The organism is Stenotrophomonas sp. 704A1, assembly GCF_030549525.1.
GTDB classification, from domain to species: Bacteria; Pseudomonadota; Gammaproteobacteria; order Xanthomonadales; family Xanthomonadaceae; genus Stenotrophomonas; species Stenotrophomonas tuberculopleuritidis.
Genome location: NZ_CP130831.1, coordinates 4,662,855 through 4,686,432 on the forward strand (window position 1 = coordinate 4,662,855; position 23,578 = coordinate 4,686,432).

The following is a 23,578-nucleotide window of genomic DNA, read 5'->3' on the forward strand; positions in this document are numbered from 1 at the left end:
CATGAACGTCGTGCGCATTTTCCCCCTGATCCTCCTGGCCGCCGCAGTCAGTGCGTGTGCCGGCAAGCCGGCGCGCAGCGACGCACCGGTGGCCGATACCGTGGTGCCGGCCGACACCGCTGCACCGGCAACCGACGCTGACGCCACCCCCGTCGACAGCGGGACGCCGGCAGCCGCCGCTGTGGAACCGGCACCGGCAGCAGCCGGCGCCCCCCAGGCAGGCGCCAGCGCCCCGGCGTCGGCCAGCGGCGACGACGATGACTTCGACGCGTTGTACGGCGCCAGCGGCAGCACCACCAGCACCACCGCCTACGATCCGTGGGAACCGTTCAACCGCAAGGTGCACGCGTTCAACAACGCGGTCGACCGTGGCGTCGCACGGCCGCTGGCCACCGCCTACACCCATGTGGTGCCGCGCTTCGCACGCACCGGCGTGAGCAATTTCTTCAGCAACCTGCGCGCGCCGCTCACCATCACCAACCAGCTGCTGCAGGGCCGCCCGGCCGATGCCTGGGACAGCCTGGGGCGCTTCCTGATGAACACCACGCTGGGCATCGGCGGCCTGTTCGATCCGGCCAGCAAGGCGATGGTGCCGCGCCGCAACGAGGACTTCGGTCAGACCCTGGGTGCCTGGGGCTGGCGCCGCTCCCGTTATGTGGAACTGCCGTTCTTCGGTCCGCGTACCGTGCGCGATGTGTTCGGCCTGGCCGGCGACATCCCGCTGTCGCCGATCCGCCGCATCGAGACCGACAAGTACCGCATCGGCCTGCAGGGCCTGCAGCTGGTCGATACCCGTGCACAGCTGCTGGCGATCGACGATCTGCGCGACACCGCCGTGGACGAGTACGCCCTGGTCCGCGACGCGTGGATGCAGCGCCGCAACTACCAGATCGAGAACGATCTGCGCGGCAAGCGCGAGCGCGGCAGCGATGATGCCAATTCGCCGATTCCGGTGGATGCGATGCCGATGCCGCAGTGGACCAACTGAGCACGGCCGGCAGCCCATGAAAAACCCCGCCTTCCGGCGGGGTTTTTCGTTGCGGCAGGCACCATGCGCCGCGTGGCTGCTGCCTCAGGCGGCCAGCGCGGCCTCGATGGCCTCGCGCAGGCGCGCGTCATCGGCCGCCACGTCCGGGGCGAAACGGGCAATGACCTTGCCATCGCGGCCGACCAGGAACTTCTCGAAGTTCCACAGCACCGCCGGTGCCGCGTGGATCGGAATGTCCTTGCTGGCCAGGCGCTCGCGCAGCGGGCCCTCGCCGATCGCCTGCGGCTGTGCGGCGGTCAGCTGCTGGTAGAGCGGATGGGTGTCCTCACCGGCCACGCTGATCTTGGCGAACATCGGGAAGCCGACGTTGTAGGTCAGCTGGCAGAACTGCTGGATCTCCGCCTCGCTGCCCGGTTCCTGGCCCAGGAAGTTGTTGGCCGGGAATCCCAGCACTTCCAGGCCCTGTGCCTGCTTTTCCGCATACAGCGCCTGCAGGCCTTCGTACTGCGGGGTCAGGCCGCACTTGGATGCCACGTTGACCAGCAGCAGCACCTTGCCCTGGTAGTCGGCAAGCGAGGACGGCTGGCCGTCGATGGTGGTGAGGGAAATGTCCTGGATCGAGGTACTCACGCGGGGGCTCCGGCTACGGCGGGAAAGGCCCACCAGCATAGCGCTGCGCGATGCCCGACGTGCCGGCCGAAGGCCGGCCACCGTGCGGTTGTTTCGCGGTGTTCATGCCGCTGCCGGCCCGCGCCCGGCACGACGGTCAATCCACGCAGATCGTGCCCTGCGCCTTGCCGTCATCGATGCGTTGGCGGCAACCGAAGTTCTGGCTGGCGTCACGCTGGCAGGTGCCGGACGCCACAGCACCGGCCACCACCTCGCCCGCGGCCAGGCACTGGCCCGTGCAGTCGCTCTTGCGGCTGCAGGCCTTGCCGGCGTCGGCATAGGGGATCACGCACTGCTCGCGCTGCAGCCGGCCGAGCCGCTGCAGGGTGCCACCGGCCGCCTGGCAGTCGACGTCACGTGCTTCGCGGTAGGCCGCGGTGGCTTCGGGGGACGGAGCGGCCCCGGTCGTGTCAGCAACCGGGGCGGTGCTGCTGCACGCGGCCAGCAATGCAGCCAGGACAACAACGGCACAGGAGCGCAAGCGCATGTCGATACCCGCCACGGACACAGGGCGCCCAGCATAACCAGACGCAGGTGCACAGGGCGTGTCAGCCCACATTGCCGCCCTCGTCGTCCTCCGATGCACCCAGCTGCTGCATCGGATCGGGCGTCAGTTCCGGCGGCAGCGCGCGCTTGGCCTTGCTGCCCAGTTCGGCAAGCCGGCGGGCGCGGCTGATGGCCGACTGCGGCGAATCGATCAGGCGATTGCGCGCATCGGCGTACGCCTTGGCGGCATCGTCCAGCTTGCCGCCCATGGCGTTGAAGTCCTTCAGGAACCCGGTCAACGCATCCAGCACCAGGCCGCCGGCCTCGCTGATCTTCAGCGCCTGCTTCTGCACCTTGTCGCGCGTCCACAGGCGCTCGGCCACGCGCAGCAGCGCCATCAGGGTGTTGGGCGAGGCGAACACCACGCGGTTGTCGAAGGCGAACGCCTGCAGGCTGCCATCGGCGCCCAGTGCGGCCGACAAGGCACCCTCGATGGGAACGAAGGCAATGGTGATGTCCAGCGTCTCGCTGCCCAGTGCCTTGGGGTAATTCTTCTCGCCCAGATCCTTCACGTGCTGGCGCAACGCAACCGCGTGCCGGCGCAGCGCATCCTCGGACTGCTCCGGGGTGGCGGCATTCATCGCTTCCTGCCAGGCGATCAGGTTCACCTTGCTGTCGATCACCACGCTGCGTTCGTCGGGGAACTGCACCACCACGTCCGGTCGCAGGCGCGCACCCTCGTCATCCACGGCGTGCTTCTGCCGCTGGTAGTGCACGCCCTCCTCCAGCCCCGAGCCGCGCAGTACGTTGTCGAGCATCAACTCGCCCCAATCGCCGCGGACCTTGGCGTTGCCCTTCAGTGCATTGGTCAGCGCCGATGCCTGCGCCGCCATGTCCTGGTTGAGCGTCTTCAGTTCGCCCACCGCGCCGAGCAGGCTGGCGCGCTGGCGCGCTTCCTCGCCATACAGGGTATCGACGCGGGTGCGGAAGTCGCCCAGCTTGTCGGCGAACGGCTTGAGCAGCCCCTCGATGTCCGCGCGCGACTGCACCGTCGCCTGCCGCACGTTCTTCTCGAACTGCTGTCCACGTTCGTCGAACACCTTGCCCGCCAGTTCGGCGAAGGCGCCGGACAGCTTTTCCTTGGCGGTATCGAGATAGCCGCGCAGTTCGGCACTGGCCCGTTCGGAGTGCTGCAGGTTGGCCACCGCGCGCGCATGTTCTCCATGCAGCTGCTGGTAGCGCTGCTGCGCCTGCTGCAGTTCGCTGCTGGTGGCAGCAGCGGCCGCGCGCACCTGCGCCAGCGCCTCTTCACGTTCGGCCAGCTGCGCTTCGCGACTGGCCGACAGTGCCGCTTCGCGTTCCACCCGCGCGGTCAGCGTGGTCACCGCCTGTGCGTGCTGCTGGCTGCGACCCCGTTCGCTTTCCAGTTCCGCACTCAGCGCATCGAGGCGACCACGCAGCTGGCCGGCATCGACCAGGGCGAGACGATGCTGTTCGCGTTCGCGGTCCAGCTGCCGCTGCAGATCGTCTGATCCGGCAGTGCCAGGGGTGCGACGCCACAGCAGCAGCAACGCCGCCAGGGTCGCCAGCAGCAGGACCACCGCCAGGATCATGAGGACTTCGATATTCATGCGGTCAGTTTAGCCCCGCTGCGCTAGGCTGGGTCGGCCCGTCCCGGAAATACCCATGATCGCTCTGTACGGAAAGCCCACCTCCATCAATGTGCGCAAGGTGCTGTGGTTGTGCGCGGGACTTGATCTGCCCCTGCAGCATGAGCCTGCGCCGCCGGCGGAGCTGCTGGCCACACTGAACCCGAACCGGCAGGTACCGGTCCTGCGCGATGGCGACTTCGTGCTGTGGGAATCCAACAGCATCTGCCGCTACCTGGCATCCCGCGCGGGCCGTGACGACCTGCTGCCCAGCGCGGCGCAGGGGCGCGCCCGCGTCGAGCAGTGGATGGACTGGCAGGCCAGCGACCTCAACAGCGCGTGGCGGCACGTGTTCATGGCGCGCGTGCGCCAGCATCCGGACTATCCGGACGATGCCCGTGCCGAGGCCAGCCTGGTGCAGTGGAACCGCTTGATGGGGGTGCTCGACACGCAGTTGGCCGGTGGCCATGCGCACGTGGCGGGCGACACCTTCACGCTCGCCGACATCGTGCTCGGGCTGTCGACCCAACGCTGGCGCAGCACGCCGGGCAGCAAGCCCGCGTTGCCCCACCTCGCAGCATGGTTCGAACGCCTGCGACAGCAGCCGGGTTTCACCACCCACGTCGACAACGGCGTGGCGTGAGCGCAGGCTCCGGCAGCGGTTGGCGGGGGTCGGCACGGTAGACCCCCTCCATGCATGGAGGGGACGGCGGAACGTTCGGAAAGCGCTGTCGTGGAGCCTGGCCCATGCCCGGCCGCGCGGCATGCGCCCCCCGCAGCCGAACGCGGGCCAGGCCCTTCGGGAACGACCGGGCGTTACCAGCCTTCCAGCACGATCTTGCCCTTGGCGCGGTGGCTCTCCAGCAGCGCATGGGCACGCCGCAGGTTGGCTGCATCGATGCGCCCGAAGTGCTCGCCCAGCGTGGTCTGCAGCACACCCGCGTCGATCAGTCCGGCCACACGGTTCAACAGGTCGTGCTGGCGCTGCATGTCGGCGGTGCGGTACAGCGGCCGGGTGAACATCGATTCCCAGTGCAGTGACAGCGCCTTGCGCTTGAGCGCCATCACATCCAGCTGGCCGGGATCGTCGATCAGCCCCAGCTGCCCCTGTGGCGCCAGCAGTTCCACGATCTGCGCGTAGTGCTGGTCGGTGTGGGTCAGGCTGGCCACGTGCTGCACTTCGCTGATGCCGAGCCGCGCCAGGCCATCGGCCAGCGGCAGTCGGTGGTCGATCACGTGGTGTGCACCCATCGCGTAGGCCCATTCCTGGGTATCTGGCCGCGACGCGGTACCGATCACCGTCAGTTTCGTCAGCTTGCGCGCCAGCTGCACCAGGATCGAGCCAACGCCACCGGCAGCGCCGATCACCAGCAGGGTCTGGCCTTCGCCACCGCCCTCGGCGATGCGCAGGCGGTCGAACAGCAGTTCCCATGCGGTGATCGCGGTCAACGGCAGTGCCGCGGCGGCGGCATCGTCGAGACGGGCCGGCTTGCGGCCGACACTGCGCTCGTCCACCAGCTGGTACTCGGCATTGCTGCCCGCGCGATCAATGACGCCTGCGTAGTAGACCGCATCGCCCGGCTGGAACAGGGTCACCTCACTGCCCACCGCATCGACGATGCCCACCGCGTCCCAGCCCAGCACGCGCGGGCCGTCGGTGGCCACGTTGCGGCGGACCTTGGTGTCGACCGGGTTCACCGCCACCGCGCGCACCGCCACCCGCAGGTCGCGCGGGCCGGGCTGCGGCAGGTCCAGTTCGATGTCGATCAGGGCCTGCGCATCGTCGATCGGCAGGCCGGCATGGGTATAGGCAATGGCGCGCATGGCAGCGGTCCAATGGGGGAAGGAGGCGACAGGGTGCGCCGCGCAGGCTGCCGCAGAAAGGCGCAGAATCGGGCAGCACTTTCACTCTGGCAATGAAAATGATCCGCTTCGACGATCTGCAGCTGTTCGTCCGTACCGCCGCGCTGGGCAGCTTCTCGCAGGCGGCCCGCGAGGCCGATCTGCTGCCCGGCCAGGTTGCCGCTGCGGTGGCGCGGCTGGAGCGCGAGCTGGACCTGCGCCTGTTCGTCCGCACCACCCGCAGCCTGCGCCTGACCGGCGAGGGCGCGCTGTACCTGCCGTATGCGCAGGAGGTGCTGGCGACCCTGCGCGAAGGCCAGGCCCGCGTGCAGGGCGAGGACACCGAGCTGCACGGTACCCTGCAGCTGTCGGCGCCGTCGGACTTCGGCCGCAACCTGCTGCTGCCCTGGCTGAGCGCGTTCCGCGCGGCCCACCCGCGGCTGCGGCTGCACCTGCGCCTGTCCGACGAGGTCGCCGACGTGTTCCGCGATCCGGTCGACGTGGCCATCCGCATCGGCCACTTCGACGACGCCAACTACGTGGCCCTGCCCCTGCTGGAGGGCAACCGGCGCGTGCTGGCGGCCTCGCCGGGCTACCTGCAGCGGCGCGGCATCCCCACGCGCCTGGACGATCTGCGCGAACACGACTGCCTGGTCTATCAGCTCAATGGCCGCGCCTATGATCGCTGGTCGTTCGAGGTCGAAGGGCGTCGCAGCGTGATTCCCGTGCGCGGCCCGCTGGTCTGCGACGATGCCGACGTGGTGCGGCGCTGGGCGGTGGCCGGCGAAGGCATCACCTACAAGTCCTGGCTGGACCTGCGCGAGGACGTGCAGGCCGGGCGCCTGCAGCTGCTGCTGGACGGTGTTGGCAGCAGCATCCCGCTGCAGCTGGTATGCCCGCACCGCAAGCAGTTCTCGCCGGCGGTGCGGCAACTGCACGGGCAGCTGCGCCAGCACCTGCAACCGCTGCTGTCCGGCATGCCCAATGGCCTCACCCGCCCCCTGTCGCCAATCCCGGCGCTGGCCGACAATGACGGCCCCCCGTAGCAAGAGAACGCCGCCATGCCGTGGATGGGCATCCAGGACCTGTGGACATTTCTGGTCGCCGTGCTGGTGTTCCTCGCCCTGCCCGGTCCCGGCACCTTCACCCTGCTGACCGCCACCGGCCGGGGTGGCGTGCGCGGCGGCTACACCGCGCTGGCCGGCCTGCTGGTCGGCGACCAGATCCTGATGTGGCTGGCGCTGGCCGGCGTGGCCGCATTGCTCAAGGCCAACCCGCTGGTGTTCCTCGCCGTGCAGTACCTGGGTGCGGCCTACCTGGTGTGGGTGGGCATCGGCCTGCTGCGCACGCCGAAGCACGAGGGCGGTGACGCCGGGGTCGGCCCGATCCGCATGCAGCCGGGCCGCTACTTCCACCAGGCGATCCTGGTCAGCCTGCTCAACCCGAAGGCGATCCTGTTCTACATGGCCTTCCTGCCGTTGTTCATCGACCCGAAGGCGCACCAGGGCATTGCCACCTTCGCAGCACTGGCGGGCATCATCTTCGTGGTCAGCATCGCCTACTGCTCGCTGCTGATCTGGGTCGGCAACCTGGCCCGCCGCCGGTTGATCCAGCATCCACGGGTCAGCGACGCGCTGCGCCGGGTGGCCGGCCTGTTCCTGGTCGGCTTCGGCATCCGCCTGGGGCTGAACGGGTGAGCGCATCGACGGACGGCGCAATGGCCGCTGCCGGCTGAGCACGCAGGGCGCGCGGGTGCTGGATCCGAGCGACCGGCGTGCGGCCCGGCGCGGCGGCGCCTCACTTTATGCCGATTCCGGCAGCGGGCTCGGAGTACAGCGGCGATGGCGACGCATCTGAGCCGTGCATGACCCCCGTCAGTGGTAATGCTGCGCTGCGTTCGGTCACACTCGGGGACTTGTCGTTATCAGTCACCCCTTCCGAGGCCTGCATGTCCCTGCTCCGGCGCAAGTCCCTAGATTCCGTCACTGTCCATGAAGCCGGCAGGCGCCTGGTCCCGACCCTCAGCTGGCCGCACCTGATCGCGCTGGGCATCGGCGCCATCGTCGGTACCGGCATCTACACCCTGATCGGCGTGGGCGCCAACCTGGCCGGGCCGGCCGTGCTGATCTCCTTTGCCATCGCCGGCGCGGTCTGCGCCTGTGCGGCGCTGTCCTACGCCGAACTGTCGACGATGATGCCGGCCGCCGGTAGTGCCTATACCTACAGCTACAGTGCGCTCGGCGAAGTGTTCGCCTGGGTGGTGGGCTGGAGCCTGATCCTGGAGTACTCGCTGGTGGTGAGTACGGTCGCGGTCGGCTGGTCGGGCTACTTCGTCGGCTTCCTCGACTGGGTCCACACCCAGTTCGGCTGGAACGTGCAGCTGCCGGCCTGGCTGGCTGCCGGCCCGCACGTGGAAGGCGGCATGATCAACCTGCCGGCGATCGTCATCACCTGGCTGGTGGCACTGATGCTGATGGCCGGCACCAAAGAAAGCGCCACCCTCAACGCCATCCTGGTGGTGTTCAAGCTGATCGCGCTGGCCATCTTCGTGGCCGTGGCCCTGCCCGCCTTCGACAGCGCCAACCTGCAGCCGTTCATGCCGTATGGCTTTGCCAAGTCGATGGGCCCTGACGGCGTCGAGCACGGCGTGATGGCGGCAGCGGCGATCATCTTCTTCGCCTTCTACGGCTTCGACGCGATCTCCACCGCGGCCGAGGAAACCAAGAACCCGGGCCGCGACCTGTCGATCGGCATCATCGGTTCGATGATCGGCTGCACCATCGTCTACGTACTGGTGGCGCTGGCCGCCGTGGGCGCGATGAGCTACGCGGTGTTCGGCCACAGCGCCGAGCCGCTGGCCCTGATCATGCGCCAGCTCGGCCATCCGACCGCCGCGATGCTGATCGGCGTGATCGCCATCATCGCCCTGCCGACGGTGCTGCTGGCCTTCCTGTACGGCCAGAGCCGCATCTTCTTCGTGATGAGCCGCGACGGTCTGCTGCCGCGCGGCCTGTCCAAGGTCAACGCACGCACCGGTACGCCGGTGGCGACCACGCTGTTCACTGCGGTGGTGGTGTCGGCACTGGCCGGCGTGGCGCGCCTGGACGAGATCGCGGCGTTGGCCAATGCCGGTACCCTGGCCGCCTTCACTGCGGTCGGCATCTGCCTGGTGGTGCTGCGCGTGCGCGAGCCGGACCGCGCGCGCACGTTCCGCACGCCGTTTGCCTTCATCGTGGGCCCGCTGGCGGCGCTGGGCTGCATCTACCTGTTCCTCAGCCTGCCCCACACCACCCAGCTGTACTTCCTGCTGTGGAACCTGGTCGGCCTGGTGCTGTATTTCCTGTACAGCCGCCGCCATGCGCTGATCGCGAAGTAAACGGATCACCGGTAGCGCCGGGCCATGCCCGGCGGAATCCCGGATGCACGCAGGGCGGTCAGCCGCCCTGCTTTGCGGCGTAATCCTGCGCCTGGCGCATCACCCGCAGCAGGTTGCCGCCCCAGATCGCAGCAATCTGCTGCTCGGTATAGCCCTTGCGCAGCAGCCAGGCAGTGATCTTCGGCAGCTGGCTGACATCGGCCAGGTCGCTCAGGCCGCCGCCGCCATCCCAGTCCAGGCCGATGCCCACGTGCTCGGGACCGACCACCTTGAGGATGTGCTCGAAGTGGGCGAAGAAGTCGTCCAGGCTGGCGTGGCGCACCGGGTGCTCGTGGTCCAGCGCCTGCTCGGCCTTCAGCAGCGCTACGCCCTGTTCGATGCCCATGCCTTCCCATCCACCCAGCTGCCTGCTCAGCGCCTCCTCGGCCTGCGTGCGCTCGGGGGTCTTTGCGGTGTCGATCAGGTAGCCGCCATAGGCGTTCACCTGGATCACGCCACCGGCCCTGGCCAGCTTGCGCAGGCGTGCATCATCGAGGTTGCGCGGATGGTCGTAGACCGCCTTGGCCGAGCTGTGCGACAGCACGAACGGCACCGGCATCATTGCCAGCAGGTCATCGAACACCGCGTCGGAAGCGTGCGACTGGTCGATCACGATGCCCAGCTTGACCGCCGCGCGGACCAGGTCCTTGCCGGCCGGGCTCAGCCCTTTCCACTCGGGGCCCTTGGGGTCGGTGGCCGAATCGGCGAACTCGTTGTTGGCGAAGTGCACGGTGCTGAGCAGGCGCAGGCCGGCGCGATGGTAGAACGAGAGCAGGCTGGGGTCGGCCACCAGCGGGCTGGCGTTCTCCATGCTGATGTAGACCACGCGCTTGCCGGCCGCCTTGATCCGCGCGGCATCATCGGCCGTCAGCGCCAGCGCGAAGCGCTCGGGGTTGGCCGCCAGCATCGTGCGGATGTCCAGCAGCCGTTGCAGGCCATGGTCGCGCTCGGCCAGGTGCGCGGCGGCGCTGCGGTCGCCCTGTCCGGTGTAGATCGCCCAGAAACCACCATCGAGCGCACCTTCGACCATGCGTGGGTAATCCACCTGCGACAGCGCGTTGCGGTCGTGGCGCTGTTCGATGTCGAAGCCCTGGCGGCCGAAGTTGGCCGGTGTGTCCAGGTGGCTGTCCAGGGTGACCAGGCGCTGCTGCAGCGCCTTGGCACGCGCCAGTTCCTGCGTGCTGAACTCGATGGCGTGGGCGGACAGCGGCGCGCACAGCGCCAGGGCAAGCACGACGGACAGGCGACGCAACGAGGGCATGGTGATCCACCGGCAATGGGAAGGACACGACCATAGCGCCCGGATGACCCCACACGGTAGTGCCGCCCCGGCCAGCCTGCCCGGTTGCACGCCTGCTCCATGACCGGCCTGCGCCATGACAGGCGCGCTCCATTACACTCGCCGGCAACCGCTCTTCGCCGCACGCATCGCTGCGTGTCGCCTCGACCATGGAATGGAAACATCGATGTCGAAGTCCCAGCCACCGCCGCTCCCGCTGAAGGAAGCAACGTCGGTGCCCGCCGGCGCGCTCAGCGTCGAACAGCTCAAGCGCGAGGTCCTGCCGGCGCTGTTTGCGGGTCGCACCGACATCGGTCGTTACGGCCCTCCGGATCTGGCCCGCGCCAGCGCCGAACCGGCCTGGCAGGATGGCAGCGCCAACGCGCTGGCCCGCGTGCTGGCCGAGCTGGTCACCCGGCTGTCCGAGCACGATCCCAATGCCCTGCTGCAGCGCGCGCACTGGTGGGACCGGTTGACCGGTGCCGACATCGAACAGCGGCTGCGCCGGCGCATCGCCATGGGCAGCAACGTCGAGCTGCTGGCCGAGATCGAGCGCCAGGCCAGCGCCGTGCGCGCCAGCGTGGATCGACTGGATGCGCAGCTGATCGAGCATGACGTGCAGGGCGTGCGCCTGCAGACCTACATCGATGCCGGCGTGCAGTTCCTGCAGGAACTGCCAGCGGGTGCTGCAACCGGCGTGGATGACGCGCCCTTGCCGGATCGCCCGGTCGAGCGTCTGCAACGCCGCCTGGCCAACCTGACCGCGCTGCTGGCCAGTCACTCCATGAGCCGGGTGCAGGTGCAGCTTGCACGCAGTGCGGCCATCGATCTGCTCGACCGCTACAGCGAGACGGTGCAGATCCTGTTGCCGATCTGGCGGCAGACCATCCAGGCGCTGCACAACAGCGACAACGCCAGCGCGCAGATGGTCGCCAGCGCCGCACAGGCGCAGGACCAGCTGAAGCGGGCACTGCAGGCAGTGCTGCAGGCACCGGCGGTGCGGGCGTGAGCACGCGCGCCACCGACCCGTTGCAGATTCCGCCGGCGTTGCGGGACCGCGTGGAGGGTGTCGCGGGGCTGCGCGCGCTGTACCGGCGTGGGTCGCTGCTGCGCTCGCTGGGGCTGGCCTGCCTGCCGCTGTGCGCGCCGTTGCTGGCCCTGCTCCTGCTCAGCGCCGACGCACACCGCGGCGTGCCGGCCTGGGCGCATGTGCCTGCCGGCTTCAGCGACGGCGGCGCAGGCAGTGGTGTCGTGCTGTATCTGCTGGCCGTGCCGGTGCTGGCGTGGATGGGCATGGGTCTGCGCCGGGTACTGCGCAACCAGGGCGTGCGGCAGTTCACCTACGCCATGGTGTTCGGCACGGCGGTGCTGTGGATGACCGCCTCGGGCACCGATTTCGCGCGGCGTGGGTTCACCGCGCACGAGGCCGGACAGGGCGGCCCGCTGGTGTACGGGAAACTGCACACCGTGATTGAAAGCGCCGCCTTCACCGGGTTCAGCCCGGCATGGCAGCGTTACCTGCGCGCGCAGGATGCGATGGTGGCCGGCCGCGATGGCAGTGACCGGGATGCACTGGCACAGGCGCTGGCCAACGGCCAGGACATCGGCGTGCCGGTGCCCGCGCTGTGGCAGGCGGCGCTGGAGAAAGCAGCCGGGTTGCCGACCTCGGCGCGCAGTGCGCAATGGCATCGGCAGCAACCGCTGCGCATGGCCCTGTTTGAGTACGGCTGGATCATCAGCCTGCTCGGGATTCCAGCGCTGCTGCTGGCCGGCAGCGGGCTGGCGGCGCTGGGGTGGCACCTGCGCAGGCGGGTGGCGGTCATCAACGGTCTGCTGCTGCAGCTGCAGGCAACGGACGCGTCGGCGCGGCCCTAGCGCCGCGCCGGACGGTGCCGACCGTGGGTCGGCACCCCGTGCATCGTCAATCCACCACGCGGCAGAAGACCGCCTTCAGGTAACGCGATTCCTGCACGTGGGCCATGAACGGGTGGTCCGCGCCGGCGCCGGCGACCTTCAGGATCTGGATGGTGCGGCCGGAGAAGTACGCGGCGCGACGCAGCATGTCCAGGAACTGGTCCTCGGCCACCAGGCCGGTGCACGAGAACGTAGCGAACAGGCCACCGGGCTTGACCACGCCCAGCGCCAGCTTGTTCATGTCCAGGTACTTCTTCAGTGCGGTGATGACCTGGTCGCGGTCGCGGGTCATCTTCGCCGGGTCCAGGATCACCACGTCGTACTGTTCGCCGCGGTTGGCGGCGTCGCGCAGCCACGGGAAGATGTCGGACTGGACGAACTTCGGACGCACGTTGTTCAGGCGCGAATTGCCCTTGGCGATCTGGATCACGTCCTCATCGATGTCGATGCCGACCACTTCCGAAGCACCGCGCGCGGCGGCATACACGGCGAAACCGCCGGTGTTGCAGCACAGGTCGAGCACGCTCTTGCCTTCCACCTGCTGGCTCAGCCACTCACGGTTCTCGCGCTGGTCGGCGAAGAAACCGGTCTTGTGCGCACCGGCCGGGTCGGCACGGAACTTGATGCCGTACTCGGTGATCACCGACGCTTCGGTGGTGGTGTTGCCGTGGAAATCGAAGCTTTCCTGCTTCTGCACGTGCTCGTCGGCGAAGCTGTGGAAGCGGCAACCCGGGAACTGCTCGCGCAGCGCTTCATAGATCCACTCACGGTGGCGGAACATGCCGGCGGCGAAGAATTCGACCACCACCAGGTCGTTGTAACGGTCCACCACCAGGCCGGACAGGCCATCCCCCTCGCTGTGCACGACGCGCCAGGCGTCGGACACCGCATCGAGCTTCAGCACCTCACGGCGCAGCGACACCGCCTGGGCGATCTTGCGCGAGAACCAGCCGGCATCGACCGGCACGTTCGGGTCGGTTTCGAGGATGCGCACGGCAATGCGCGAATGCCCGTTGTAGAAGCCGCGGCCGATGAACTCGCCGTCCACGCCGACCACGTCGACGATGGCGCCGGGCTTGGGCCGGACGGTCGGCTTTTCGACCAGTTTCTGGAAGATCCACGGGTGGCTGGAGCGCCACGCGTTCTTGAGGCGGACAACGGGGAGGGCGGTATTCATCCACCTATTGTAAACCGGGCGCCGGGCTCAGATTTCCGCGGCGGGCGGTCCGCGCGGGCGCCGGCCCATTTGACGGCAGCCCGGCCAGGCCGCAGAATCGGCGCCAGAAGGGGAGTAGCTCCCAGACGTTGTCGCCGTCATTTCGAGCCCGCAGGCTCCGGTGCAACGGCAGTTCCAGCCCACCGGAACTGCGAGCGAGACCTTCGCCGTACCGGCGAAGCTCTGTCCCTGGATCCCCCTCCGATCCTCCGTTGCAGATCCTCGCCGTCCGGCCTGGCATTCATCTTTCCAACGGACATTCCCAATGCAGACGATCGGTAACGTGTGGTTGTGGGGCGGCTTCGCAGCGGTGGTGGTCATCGCCCTGCTGGTCGACCTCGTGTTGATGCGCCATGGTGGCCCGCACAAGGTCACCTTCAAGGAAGCCCTGTGGTGGTCCATCGGCTGGGTCGCGCTGGCCCTGCTGTTCAATGGCGGCCTTTGGTACTACCTGAACGAGACCGCCGGCCAGGTGGTGGCCAACAAGGTCGGCCTGGAGTTCCTGACCGGCTATCTGGTCGAGAAGGCGCTGGCGGTGGACAACATCTTTGTCTTCCTGATGATCATGAGCTACTTCGCGGTGCCGGAGGAGCAGCGCCAGAAGGTGCTGATCATCGGCATCCTGGGCGCGATCGTGCTGCGTACGATCATGATCTTCGCCGGCAGCGTGCTGATCACCCAGTTCCACTGGCTGCTCTACGTATTCGGCGCCTTCCTGCTGTTCACCGGCTGGAAGATGTGGTTCGCCGCCGGCCAGGAACCGGATCTGGAAGCCAACCCCGCCCTGCGCTGGATGCGCAGGCACCTGCGCCTGCTGCCGGGTTACGAAGGCAACGCGATGAGCGTCAAGCGCGATGGCGTGCGCTGGTTCACCCCGTTGTTCGCCGTGCTGATCCTGATCGCGGTCACCGACGTCATCTTCGCGGTGGACAGCATCCCGGCGATCTTCGCCATCACCACCGACCCGTTCATCGTGCTGACCTCCAACGTGTTCGCGGTGCTGGGCCTGCGCGCGATGTTCTTCCTGCTGGCCGGCATGGCGGACCGCTTCCACCTGCTGCCGTATGGCCTGGCGCTGGTGCTGGCCTTCATCGGCATCAAGATGATGATCATCGACCTGTTCAAGATTCCGACCCCGGTGTCGCTGGGCGTGGTGGCGGTGATCATCGCCACCACCGTGGTGCTCAGCCTGAAGAACCCGCCGAAGCAGGGCGAAGGCCAGGCCTGAGCCTGGGCAGTTGAACGGCACGGCCGGCGGGATTGTCCCGCCGGCCGTTTCCACTCTCCCGCAGCGGTGGCCTTGGTTTCACGCCCGCCACCGCCATTGCTGAAGGTATGAACACCAACGCGCCCCTGCCCGCCGGCGACGTGCCGGTCGAACGCAACGACCGCACGCGCATCCTGCGCGCCTTCAATGTCAGCCTGGCCGCGGTGCTGGTGCTGGTCGCCGTGTTCGCCCTGCAGGGCACGTTCGACTGGCGACCGTGGGCGGTCGCACCACTTGAAGCCAAGGGCCTGCTGGGCCTGATCGGCGGCCCGATGCTGCATGCCTCGGTCGAGCACATCGCCGCCAACAGCATCGCGATCCTGATCCTCGGCACGCTGGCCGGCAGCGTCTACCCGAAAGCCACCGTACGCGCCCTGCCCCTGCTGTGGCTGGGCTCGGGCATCGGTGCGTGGATGCTCGGCAATCCGGGCAGCGTGCACCTGGGCGCCAGCGGCGTCACCCATGGCCTGATGTTCCTGCTGGCCGGCCTGGGCCTGCTGCGCCGCGACCGTGCGGCGATCGCCACCGGCCTGATCGGCATGCTGTTCTACGGCGGCATGCTGATGACCATCCTGCCGCACGCCGATGGTGTGTCCTGGCAATCGCACATGGGCGGAGCCTTCGCCGGCATCATCGCCGCGCTGCTGTTCCGCACGGCCGACCCGCTGCCGCCGCGCCCGCGCTACAGCTGGGAAGACGAGGAAGACGAGGCCGAAGCGTTGGCCGACGAGGAGCTGGAGCCGCCGCCGCCGCAACGCGTGCCGGTGCTGTGGCAGCCGCGCGAAGGGCAGGACTATGTGGTCGTTCCGTTCCGGCGCCCGGAAGATCCGCGCGGCTGAGCCGGATGCGCCGGGCCATGCCCGGCGACGCGTTGCGACTTCAGTTCCCCGCCGCGCCCATCCCATCCACCGCCTGCCGGCCCAGCGCCGGATCATCGGTGAAGAACGCATCGATGCCGGTGGCCAGGTAGGCCCGCATCTCGGCGATCGATCCCTCGGCATTGCGCGCGTTGTCGGCGCCCTTGCGCAGGTTGCTGGGCTGGAAGTGGTTTTCCGGGCGGAAGGTGTACGGGATCACCATCAGGCCCACGGCATGCGCGTCCTGCACCAGCGTGGTCGCTGTCCCCAGGGCGCCCTTGGCATCGAGCGGAATGATCGAGCGCAGCTCCGGGCCGATGCCATCGGCGTAGCCGGCGATGTCCTTCAATCCGGCGGGGGTCATCATCTGTGCGTAGGTCAGCGCGCCACCGGCCTTGGCGATGTCGGCCGGCTGGGTGTCGCCCTTCCACAGCAGCTGCAGCAGGCGGATGTTGCTGCCCCGCGGAATCCTGCCGCGCAGATAGCGCAGGTTGGCGGTCTCGAACGACTGGATGGTGACCGGGCCGACGTTGGTATAGGCGTTGCCGCGCAGCGCGGACAGCAGTTTGTCTTCCATCGGCAGGCCGATCGACTGGAAGTAGGTCGGGTGCTTGATCTCCGGTACCAGGCCGATGCCGCGGTTGGCGCGGCCGGCCTGCTGCACCAGGAAGGCCAGGATCTCGTCCAGGCTGGCGATGCGGAACTGGCCGTCGTAGGCGGTGCTGCGCAGCGCCGGCAGGCGCTCGCGCGCGTACAGGGTCTTCAGCTCGGCCAGGGTGAAGTCTTCGGTGAACCAGCCTTCCACGGTCTGCCCATCGATGACCTTGCGGGTCTTCCGCTTGGCGAACTCCTCGTGTTCGGCCACGTCGGTGGTGCCGCCGATCTCGTTCTCGTGGCGGGCCACCATCACCCCGTCCTTGGTCATCACCAGGTCCGGCTCGATGTAGTCGGCGCCATCGGCGATGGCCTGCGCGTAGGCGGCCAGGGTGTGCTCGGGCAGCAGCGCGCTTGCGCCGCGATGACCGTAGACCGATGCCTTGGGTGCAGCCGGGGTGGAAGATTCAGCACTCATGGCCACCGATGGTGCCACGGCCAGCGACAACAGCAACGCACAACCCCACGACTTCACTGCGACTTCCCCAAAGCGGTATGTGATGGGCGTCAGTATGCGGCGGCAATATGACAGGCGGGGGAAGCGCGCAGCTGCAGGGCCGGGCACATGCTCGGCGATGCCCCTACTTGCCGATGCAGAAACTGGAAAAGATCCGGCCCAGCAGGTCATCGGCACTCATCTGCCCGGTGATCTCACCCAGCGCGTCGTGCGCCAGCCGCAGCTCCTCGGCGGCCAGTTCCAGGTGTTCGTGCGCCAGCTCGGCATCGGCGCGCTGCGCATGTTGCTGCGCGCGTTCGATGGCATCCACATGGCGGGTACGCGCGGAGAATTCGCCCTCCACCTGCTCGCCTGCCCCGGCCGACGCGATCGAGCGCAGGCGCGCATGCAGGTCCTCCAGACCGGCGCCGGTGGCGGCCGAGACCAGCACCCGATCCGGATCGTCCAGCGCCGGCGCGGTCACCAGCAGGTCCGACTTGTTGTGGATGTAGACCTTGTGCGGCACCGCCGCCACCGCCTCGCCCAGCGCGGCTTCGCCGGCGGCGGGGTCACGCGCATCCAGCACGATCAACGCCAGGTCGGTGCGCTCGATCTCCACATGGGCGCGGCGCATGCCTTCGCGTTCGATCACATCCCCGCCCTCACGCAGGCCGGCGGTATCGACCAGGGTCAGCTCCAGCCCATCCAGGCGGATGGTCTCGCGCAGGGTGTCACGGGTGGTACCGGCAATGTCGGTGACGATGGCGCGTTCGCTGCCGGCCAGCGCATTGAGCAATGAACTCTTGCCGGCGTTGGGCGGGCCGACCAGCACGGCATGCAGGCCATCGCGCAGACGGCGCCCGCGTTCGGCATCACGGCGCAGCAGCGCCAGGTCACCACGCGCCTGTTCCAGGCCGCGCCGCACCTGTGCACCACCGAGCGTATCCAGCGGTTCGTCGGCGAAGTCGATGGCGGCTTCCACGTGGATGCGCAGCAGCACCAGCTGCTCGACCACGACGTCGATGCGGCGCGAGAACACGCCGTCCAGCGAACGGCGCGCGGCGCGGGCAGCGCGGCTGTCACCCGCGGCGATCAGGTCGGCAATGGCCTCGGCCTGGGCCAGATCGAGCTTGCCGTTGAGGAAGGCACGTTCACTGAACTCCCCCGGCCGCGCCTGGCGGGCGCCCAGCGCGATGCAGCGCGCGACCAGCTGCTGCAGCAGTACCGGGCTGCCATGGCCCTGCAGCTCCACCACCTCTTCACCGGTGAAGCTGTTCGGTGCCGGGAACCACAGCACGATACCGTCGTCGATCACCTCGCCCTCGGCATCGCGCAGGCGCGCGTAGTGCGCGTGGCGCGGGCGCAGCGTGGGCGCGCCCAGCGCCATGGCGATGGCCGCGGCGCGCGGGCCGGACAGTCGCAGCAGGCCGACACCGCCGGCGCCGGGGGCGCTGGCGATGGCCACGATGGTGTCGGTACGGGTCGCGTCATTCATGGCTCAGAGTTTCTCCAGCTGCGCGCGCGCCTGGGCAGCACCGCTGCCCTGCGGCTGCAGGGCCAGGTAGGTGGTATAGGCCTGCCTGGCCCTGGCCCTGTCGCCGGCGTGGAAGTACGCATCGCCCAGATTGAGGTGGGCCACCGCACGCGAGGGATCGATCTTCAGGGTGTTTTCCAGCCAGCGCGCGGCTTCGGCATAGCGCTGCTGGCGGTAGTAGACGAAGCCGAGGTTGTTGGCCGCCTGGGCGAAGTCCGGGCGCAGTTTCAGTGCTTCGGCGAACTGCGCGGCGGCGGCCTCGTACTGCTTCTCGCGGTACAGCTGCAGGCCACGGTCGTTGGCCTGCTGCGCGCGCTGGCGGTCCGAGGCCGGGCCGGCACTGGGCACCACCAGCGTCGCCCTGCCCCCCTGCAGGTCGGCCACGGTGACCGGTGCTTCGCTGGGCTTCGCGTCCTGCGCGGCATCGACCTTGTTGTTGAGGGCAATCGCATCGGGGGTCAGCTGGCGGGTGTCGGCGTTGAGGTATTCCTGGCTGTCCGGCAGCTGGAACACGAACTCGCCGCCCTGCGAACCGGGCAGGCTGCCGAAGGCCGGGGTCTGCTGCGAGACCGCCGATACCGCCGGCGCCACGTAGGCCGCCAGCTCGGTGCCGGTGATCAGGCCATCACCGTTGAGGTCGCCCTTGCCGGCCAATGCCTGCAGCAGCACCCAGGTGAACACCGAATGGCCATTCGGGCCGGCATCGGCCACCTGCTGGTCGGCGCCGCCGGCGGTGAGCATCTGACGCGCGCTGCGCCGGGCGTTCTCGCGCAGGAATGCGGACGACGAGGGACCGCCGCGGGTCAGGCCGAGGCCGCTGTAGCAGGCGTCCATCACGAACATCACGTGCTTGGCCTGCAGGCTTTCGGCGATGTTCTGGATGTCGGTCATCGCGATCGCGTCGGTGGCGAACTCCTTCGGGTCCGAATCAACCGGGATGATGTAGCCGAGGTCGCGCCCGGAGGCGAGCTGGCGGGTAGCACCGTGGCCGGCGAAGAACACGAACACGCGGTCGTTGCGGCCGGTGCGGTCATCGGCCAGCCGGTCGTGGAAGGCGGCGAGGATGTTGTTGCGGGTGGCCTGCTCGTTCTTCAGCACGATCACCTGCGAAGCCGGAAAACCGAACTGCCCGGTCAGCGTGTCGGCCACCGCCTGTGCATCGTGGCTGGCGTACTCAAGCTTCGGCCACTTGGCGTAGTTGTCGATGCCGACCACGATCGCCCACGATTTCTCGTACCCGGTGGTGACCGTGGCGTCGCGGTCACTGCCCTTGCGGGGGCGGGCGACGCTGAAGTCGCGGCCGTTCCAGCCGGCGAACTGGTAGCCGTCGGCGATCAGGCGATCGAGGATCTGCGGCAGCGCCTTCACCGCGCGGTCGTGGATGTCGTGGAACAGGATGATGCCGCGCTGTTCCTTGCTGACCTGGTCGAGCACCCGCTGCACGATCGATTCCGGCACCGGGTCGGCCCAGTCCATTGAATCGATGTTCCACATGATCGACTTCAGGCCGGCCTCGTTGAGCAGCTGCAGGCCTTCGGCATTGCGCGCGCCGTAGGGGAAGCGGAACAGCGGCGCACGTTTGCCGTCGACATCCTTCAGCAGCGCATCGGTGTCCAGCACCTGCTGGCGCAGCGCGTCGCCGGAGGTGCGCGACAACTGCGCGTGGGTCAGGCTGTGGTTGCCGACCGCATAGCCTTCTTCCATCAGGCTGCGGCTGATCTTCGCCATCGGCCCGAGGCTGACCGTGCCATCGGCGTCGACCTTGCCAAGATTGCGGCCGACCTCGAAGAACACGCCGGGCACGTCATAGCGCTTGAGGATGGCCACCACTTCATCGGTATAGGCCTTGTGCGGGCCATCGTCGAAGGTCAGCACCACGGTCTTGGCCGGCAGGTCGCGGCCGAAGATCTCGCGGTCGTTGTCCTTCATCGACATCGGGTAGGGCTCGATCACGCCGTAATCGCGCAGGATCGCCTCGCGGCTGTAGTCCTTGTGCAGGTGGGCGATGTAGTCGTCCCACTTCTCCCGCTTCAGCTCGATGGCGCGGGTGCGCTCGAAGCGGCTGAAGATGCGGGTCAGTTCCTGGTTGTAGTTTCGCTCGATCTCGTCGAGCGCCTCCAGGTCCTCGCCGATGCGCTGATGCAGTTTCACCGCCGGCAGCGAGGAATCGGCACCGACCCGCTCGTGCAGGTCGCGCAGCACTTCGCGGAAGGCGAGGCGATCGGCATCGAACAGCTCCGGTGCCGATTCGATGTAGTCCAGCACGCTGCCAAGGGTGGCGAAGCGCCGCGGGCTGCCACCGCGCAGCAGGCTGTCGAACTGCGCGGCGATGGCCGTGCGCTGTTCCAGCCCGTCGTGGAACAGCTGCTGGCCGATGCGGGTGGAGGTGCCACGGTCGGTGGGCGACTGCGCGTGTTCGTCGGCCAGCAGCACGATGATGCGGCGGTAGCCGTCCAGCTGCTTCTGCAAAGCATCCAGCAGCGGCGCGGCGGCGGGGTCGGCAGCGGCCGCGGCCCGCGCGCTCGCCTGGGTCGGGGTGGCCGGCGCCTGCGTGTCGTTGTTGGTACACCCGGCGACGAGCAGGGTCAGCAGCAGCGAGGCCAGCAACAGGTGGAACGACGGCACACGCGGCATGGCGGACTCAGGCTGGGGGGAACAGTGTGCGGGCGATTCTAACGCCACATGCGCAAAGCCCGCCTTGCGGCGGGCTTTGCAGGGCCAGCCGGCCAGCGGCCGGCTCCACCCGTCGGCGCAGACGCGCCTTACTTTTTCTTGGCCGGTGCGGTGGTGGCGGTGGCCGGAACCGGGTCGCTGCCGTGGCGCTTGGTCATCCACCACTGCTGCAGCAGGCCCAGGCCGCCGTTGACCACCCAGTACAGCACCAGACCGGACGGCATGAAGGCCATCATGACGCCGAACACCAGCGGCATGAACTGCATCATCTTCTGCTGCATCGGGTCCATGCCCGGTGCCGGGGTCAGCTTCTGGGTGAACCACATCACCGCCACGTTGATCACCGGCAGGATGAAGTACGGGTCACGCGCGGTCAGGTCCTGGATCCAGCCGAACCAGGGCGCCTGGCGCAGTTCAACCGATTCCACCAGCACCCAGTACAGCGCGAAGAAGATCGGCATCTGGATGAGGATCGGCAGACAGCCGCCCATCGGATTGATCTTCTCCTTCTTGTACAGCTCCATCATCGCGGTCTGGAACTTCTGGCGGTCGTCGCCGTAGCGTTCCTTCAGCTGCGCGATGCGCGGCTGGAACCGGCGCATCTTGGCGCCGCTCTTGTACTGGGTCGCCGACAGCGGGTACAGCACGATCTTCAGCAGCACCACCAGGCCGACAATGGCCCAGCCCCAGTTGCCCACCAGCTTGTGCACCTGGTTGAGCACCCAGAACAGGCCCTGGCCGATCACCGCCATCATCGAGAAGCGGCTGTAGTCGACCACGCGGTCCAGGCCCGGCACGTCTTCCTTGGCGATCAGGTTGACCAGCTTCGGGCCGACCCACAGGCGGGCCTCGGTGCTGGTCGACTGGCCCGGGGCCACGGTGAAGGCCGGGCCACGCGCCTCGATCAGGTCACGGCCGGCGACCTGCGACAGCACGTAGTGCGCGGTCTGGTCCTTTTGCGGGATCCAGGCGGTGAAGAAGTGGTGCTGCAGCATCGCCAGCCAGCCGCCGGTGATGTTCTGGTTCAGCGCGCCATCGTCCAGGTAATCCTTGAACGCACGACGCTGGTACTTCTTGTCGTTGTCGTACCAGGTGGCACCGTTGAAGCTGAACGAATCCGGATTGGTCATGCTCCGCGACAGGATCGTCGGGGTGCGGTCCAGGGTGCGGTACACGTAGCCGTTCCACGGCGCGGCACCGGCATTGCTGACTTCGTCCTTGAAGCGGATCGCATACTCGTTGCGGCCCACGGTCAGGGTGCGCTTGATGGTCACACCGTTGTCGCCGGTCCACACGAAGGGGATCTGCAGTTCGTTCTGGCCCTTGGCCAGCACGAAGTCGCGGGTATCACCGACCAGCTTGAAACCGTCGGCACCCGGCACCGGGGTGTTCTTGTCTTCGCTGGCCCAACCGCTGATCGCGCTGTAGGGATGCGCGGGGTCTTCGGTCAGCAGGCGCACCGGCGGACTGCCCTCGTCCTTGCTCTGCGGGAACTGCAGCAGCTCGGCATCCAGCACACGGCCGCCATCGAGCTGCAGGCGCAGCACGTCGGTGGTCACGGTCACGCGCTGTGCGGACGGCGTGGCGGCGGCCTGGGCCTGTGCCGCCGGCTGGCCCGGGGCACCGGGAACCGTTGCGCTGGGGATGCTGCCCGGGGTCGCGCCCGGAACGCTCTGTGCGGCGGCCGGTGCCGAGCTGGTGGTCGGTGCCGGGGCCGGAACGGCCTTTTCACGGCTCCACTCCATCCACAGCAGCACGGCCACCATCAGCCAGGCAAAGATCAGGAATACACGGGTCTGGTTCATCAGCAGGCAGGCTCAGCGGGGCCGGGACGCGGTGCCGGCTCGGTGATGGAAGAAATGGCGATGCCATCAGGCGGCGGCATTGTGCCGTCCACGCCCGGCGCGGGCAATGCGCGCAGGCGCCGCAACAGGCGCAGAAAGGCCTGGCGGATGTCGTCGTTGCTGGCGTTACGCGCAGCACTACGGGCCACGACGACGAAGTCGCCTGGCTGGATGTCGGTTCGTGTCTGACGCAGGGCGTCGCGCAGCACGCGCTTGATCCGGTTGCGCCCGACGGCATGCGGATCGACCTTGCGGGACACCGCCAGACCCAGCCTGGCCGGCCGGTCTGCCGGCAGCCAGTGCAGGGTCATCAGCGGATCGGACACACGGCGGGCGCCGTTGAAGACCGTTGAATATTCGGCACGCGTGCGAACCCGCGCAGAGCGAGGGAATCGCTTGCGCGGGTCTGCAGTATTCACTGTCGAATGGATTGCGTCTGCCGCTGGATGCGGCATGGCAATCAGGCGCTCAGGACTTTGCGGCCCTTGGCGCGGCGACGCGACAGGATCTTGCGGCCGTCAGCGGTCTTCATACGGGCACGGAAGCCGTGGTCGCGCTTACGCTTGAGGTTGCTGGGCTGGAAGGTGCGCTTGGTGGCCATGTGGGCCTCTCGTATGAATGGGACGGAAAGAACCGGAAATTTTAGAGAGGTGTACCCCCTCGCGTCAAGCCCTGACAGCTACGCCAATTCACCGGCCTGTGCAATAGCTGTGGATGTTTTTGTGAATAAGTGGGGGACAAGCATTCCGAAGCCCGGCCTGCGGTGGTAGTCTGAGCCATCCATTTCCCCCCTTTCAGGCCTGTGTTTGGGCGTCTTTGCGCGCCTATCCGCCGGCCACCGGACAATTATTGCTG

The 23,578-nt window shown here is 68.2% G+C and carries 21 protein-coding genes; 9 read left to right on the top strand and 12 right to left on the bottom strand.

Going from position 1 to position 23,578, the window contains the following annotated elements:
* The first annotated feature begins 1 nt into the window (after position 1).
* Positions 2–988 carry an MlaA family lipoprotein gene (locus Q5Z10_RS21245; protein WP_303637305.1) on the top strand — a complete coding sequence of 329 codons (987 nt, stop codon included), beginning with the start codon at positions 2–4 and terminating at the stop codon, positions 986–988.
* An 84-nt stretch (positions 989–1,072) separates the two neighbouring features.
* Here Q5Z10_RS21245 and Q5Z10_RS21250 read toward each other — a convergent pair whose 3' ends face one another.
* From Q5Z10_RS21250 to Q5Z10_RS21260, 3 genes are all read right to left on the bottom strand, one after another.
* A complete protein-coding gene (locus Q5Z10_RS21250; RefSeq protein WP_303637306.1) occupies positions 1,073–1,618 on the bottom strand; it encodes a glutathione peroxidase in 546 nt (181 codons plus the stop codon).
* Positions 1,619–1,754: 136 nt separating this feature from the next.
* Positions 1,755–2,144 (bottom strand): hypothetical protein, encoded by a 390-nt coding sequence (locus Q5Z10_RS21255; RefSeq protein ID WP_303637307.1) that lies wholly within the window; start codon positions 2,142–2,144, stop codon positions 1,755–1,757.
* Positions 2,145–2,205: 61 nt separating this feature from the next.
* Complete coding sequence (locus Q5Z10_RS21260; RefSeq protein ID WP_303637308.1) at positions 2,206–3,774, bottom strand: DNA recombination protein RmuC; 1,569 nt, start codon at positions 3,772–3,774, stop codon at positions 2,206–2,208.
* A 55-nt stretch (positions 3,775–3,829) separates the two neighbouring features.
* On the opposite strand from Q5Z10_RS21260, the gene Q5Z10_RS21265 reads away from it, so the two are divergent.
* On the top strand, positions 3,830–4,435 hold the full coding sequence (locus tag Q5Z10_RS21265; protein ID WP_303637309.1) for a glutathione S-transferase family protein: 606 nt from the start codon (positions 3,830–3,832) through the stop codon (positions 4,433–4,435).
* A 173-nt stretch (positions 4,436–4,608) separates the two neighbouring features.
* Here the strand turns inward: Q5Z10_RS21265 and Q5Z10_RS21270 are convergent, their stop codons facing one another.
* Complete coding sequence (locus Q5Z10_RS21270; protein ID WP_303637310.1) at positions 4,609–5,616, bottom strand: zinc-binding alcohol dehydrogenase family protein; 1,008 nt, start codon at positions 5,614–5,616, stop codon at positions 4,609–4,611.
* A 92-nt stretch (positions 5,617–5,708) separates the two neighbouring features.
* Here Q5Z10_RS21270 and Q5Z10_RS21275 point away from each other — a divergent pair, with 92 nt between their 5' ends.
* The 3 genes from Q5Z10_RS21275 (at position 5,709) to Q5Z10_RS21285 (ending at position 9,010) form a co-directional block, all read left to right on the top strand.
* Positions 5,709–6,680, top strand: a complete 972-nt coding sequence (locus Q5Z10_RS21275) for a LysR family transcriptional regulator (protein WP_303637311.1) — start codon at positions 5,709–5,711, stop codon at positions 6,678–6,680.
* Positions 6,681–6,695: 15 nt separating this feature from the next.
* Positions 6,696–7,331: a leucine efflux protein LeuE gene (leuE, locus tag Q5Z10_RS21280; RefSeq protein WP_303637312.1), complete on the top strand. Its 636-nt coding sequence runs from the start codon at positions 6,696–6,698 to the stop codon at positions 7,329–7,331.
* A gap of 251 nt (positions 7,332–7,582) precedes the next feature.
* On the top strand, positions 7,583–9,010 hold the full coding sequence (locus Q5Z10_RS21285) for an amino acid permease (RefSeq protein WP_303637313.1): 1,428 nt from the start codon (positions 7,583–7,585) through the stop codon (positions 9,008–9,010).
* 58 nt (positions 9,011–9,068) lie between these two features.
* On the opposite strand, the gene Q5Z10_RS21290 is transcribed toward Q5Z10_RS21285, so the two are convergent.
* Positions 9,069–10,310: a dipeptidase gene (locus Q5Z10_RS21290; RefSeq protein WP_303637314.1), complete on the bottom strand. Its 1,242-nt coding sequence runs from the start codon at positions 10,308–10,310 to the stop codon at positions 9,069–9,071.
* 205 nt (positions 10,311–10,515) lie between these two features.
* On the opposite strand from Q5Z10_RS21290, the gene Q5Z10_RS21295 reads away from it, so the two are divergent.
* Complete coding sequence (locus Q5Z10_RS21295; RefSeq protein WP_303637315.1) at positions 10,516–11,337, top strand: protein klaA; 822 nt, start codon at positions 10,516–10,518, stop codon at positions 11,335–11,337.
* Complete coding sequence (locus Q5Z10_RS21300) at positions 11,334–12,203, top strand: hypothetical protein (RefSeq protein WP_303637316.1); 870 nt, start codon at positions 11,334–11,336, stop codon at positions 12,201–12,203. The genes Q5Z10_RS21295 and Q5Z10_RS21300 overlap by 4 nt, the downstream gene beginning before the upstream one ends.
* 46 nt (positions 12,204–12,249) lie before the next feature.
* Here the strand turns inward: Q5Z10_RS21300 and Q5Z10_RS21305 are convergent, their stop codons facing one another.
* Positions 12,250–13,419, bottom strand: coding sequence for a class I SAM-dependent rRNA methyltransferase (locus Q5Z10_RS21305; RefSeq protein ID WP_303637317.1), 1,170 nt, complete (start codon positions 13,417–13,419; stop codon positions 12,250–12,252).
* 304 nt (positions 13,420–13,723) lie between these two features.
* Here Q5Z10_RS21305 and Q5Z10_RS21310 point away from each other — a divergent pair, with 304 nt between their 5' ends.
* Together Q5Z10_RS21310 and Q5Z10_RS21315 are read left to right on the top strand one after the other, a co-directional pair.
* A complete protein-coding gene (locus Q5Z10_RS21310) occupies positions 13,724–14,686 on the top strand; it encodes a TerC family protein (protein WP_303637318.1) in 963 nt (320 codons plus the stop codon).
* Positions 14,687–14,793: 107 nt separating this feature from the next.
* The gene (locus Q5Z10_RS21315; protein WP_303637319.1) at positions 14,794–15,564 is read left to right on the top strand and encodes a rhomboid family intramembrane serine protease; all 771 of its coding nucleotides are present in this window, start codon (positions 14,794–14,796) and stop codon (positions 15,562–15,564) included.
* Positions 15,565–15,604: 40 nt separating this feature from the next.
* On the opposite strand, the gene Q5Z10_RS21320 is transcribed toward Q5Z10_RS21315, so the two are convergent.
* From Q5Z10_RS21320 to rpmH, 6 genes are all read right to left on the bottom strand, one after another.
* Positions 15,605–16,711, bottom strand: a complete 1,107-nt coding sequence (locus Q5Z10_RS21320) for a glycerophosphodiester phosphodiesterase (protein ID WP_303637320.1) — start codon at positions 16,709–16,711, stop codon at positions 15,605–15,607.
* 106 nt (positions 16,712–16,817) lie between these two features.
* Positions 16,818–18,167, bottom strand: a complete 1,350-nt coding sequence (gene mnmE, locus Q5Z10_RS21325; protein ID WP_303637321.1) for a tRNA uridine-5-carboxymethylaminomethyl(34) synthesis GTPase MnmE — start codon at positions 18,165–18,167, stop codon at positions 16,818–16,820.
* Positions 18,168–18,170: 3 nt separating this feature from the next.
* Positions 18,171–20,840, bottom strand: coding sequence for a polysaccharide deacetylase family protein (locus Q5Z10_RS21330; RefSeq protein WP_303637322.1), 2,670 nt, complete (start codon positions 20,838–20,840; stop codon positions 18,171–18,173).
* A 128-nt stretch (positions 20,841–20,968) separates the two neighbouring features.
* Positions 20,969–22,684, bottom strand: a complete 1,716-nt coding sequence (gene yidC, locus Q5Z10_RS21335) for a membrane protein insertase YidC (RefSeq protein ID WP_303637323.1) — start codon at positions 22,682–22,684, stop codon at positions 20,969–20,971.
* The gene (rnpA, locus tag Q5Z10_RS21340) at positions 22,684–23,178 is read right to left on the bottom strand and encodes a ribonuclease P protein component (protein WP_303637324.1); all 495 of its coding nucleotides are present in this window, start codon (positions 23,176–23,178) and stop codon (positions 22,684–22,686) included. The genes yidC and rnpA overlap by 1 nt, the downstream gene beginning before the upstream one ends.
* Positions 23,179–23,183: 5 nt before the next feature.
* The gene (gene rpmH / locus Q5Z10_RS21345) at positions 23,184–23,324 is read right to left on the bottom strand and encodes a 50S ribosomal protein L34 (RefSeq protein WP_006404565.1); all 141 of its coding nucleotides are present in this window, start codon (positions 23,322–23,324) and stop codon (positions 23,184–23,186) included.
* Positions 23,325–23,578 lie beyond the last annotated feature (254 nt).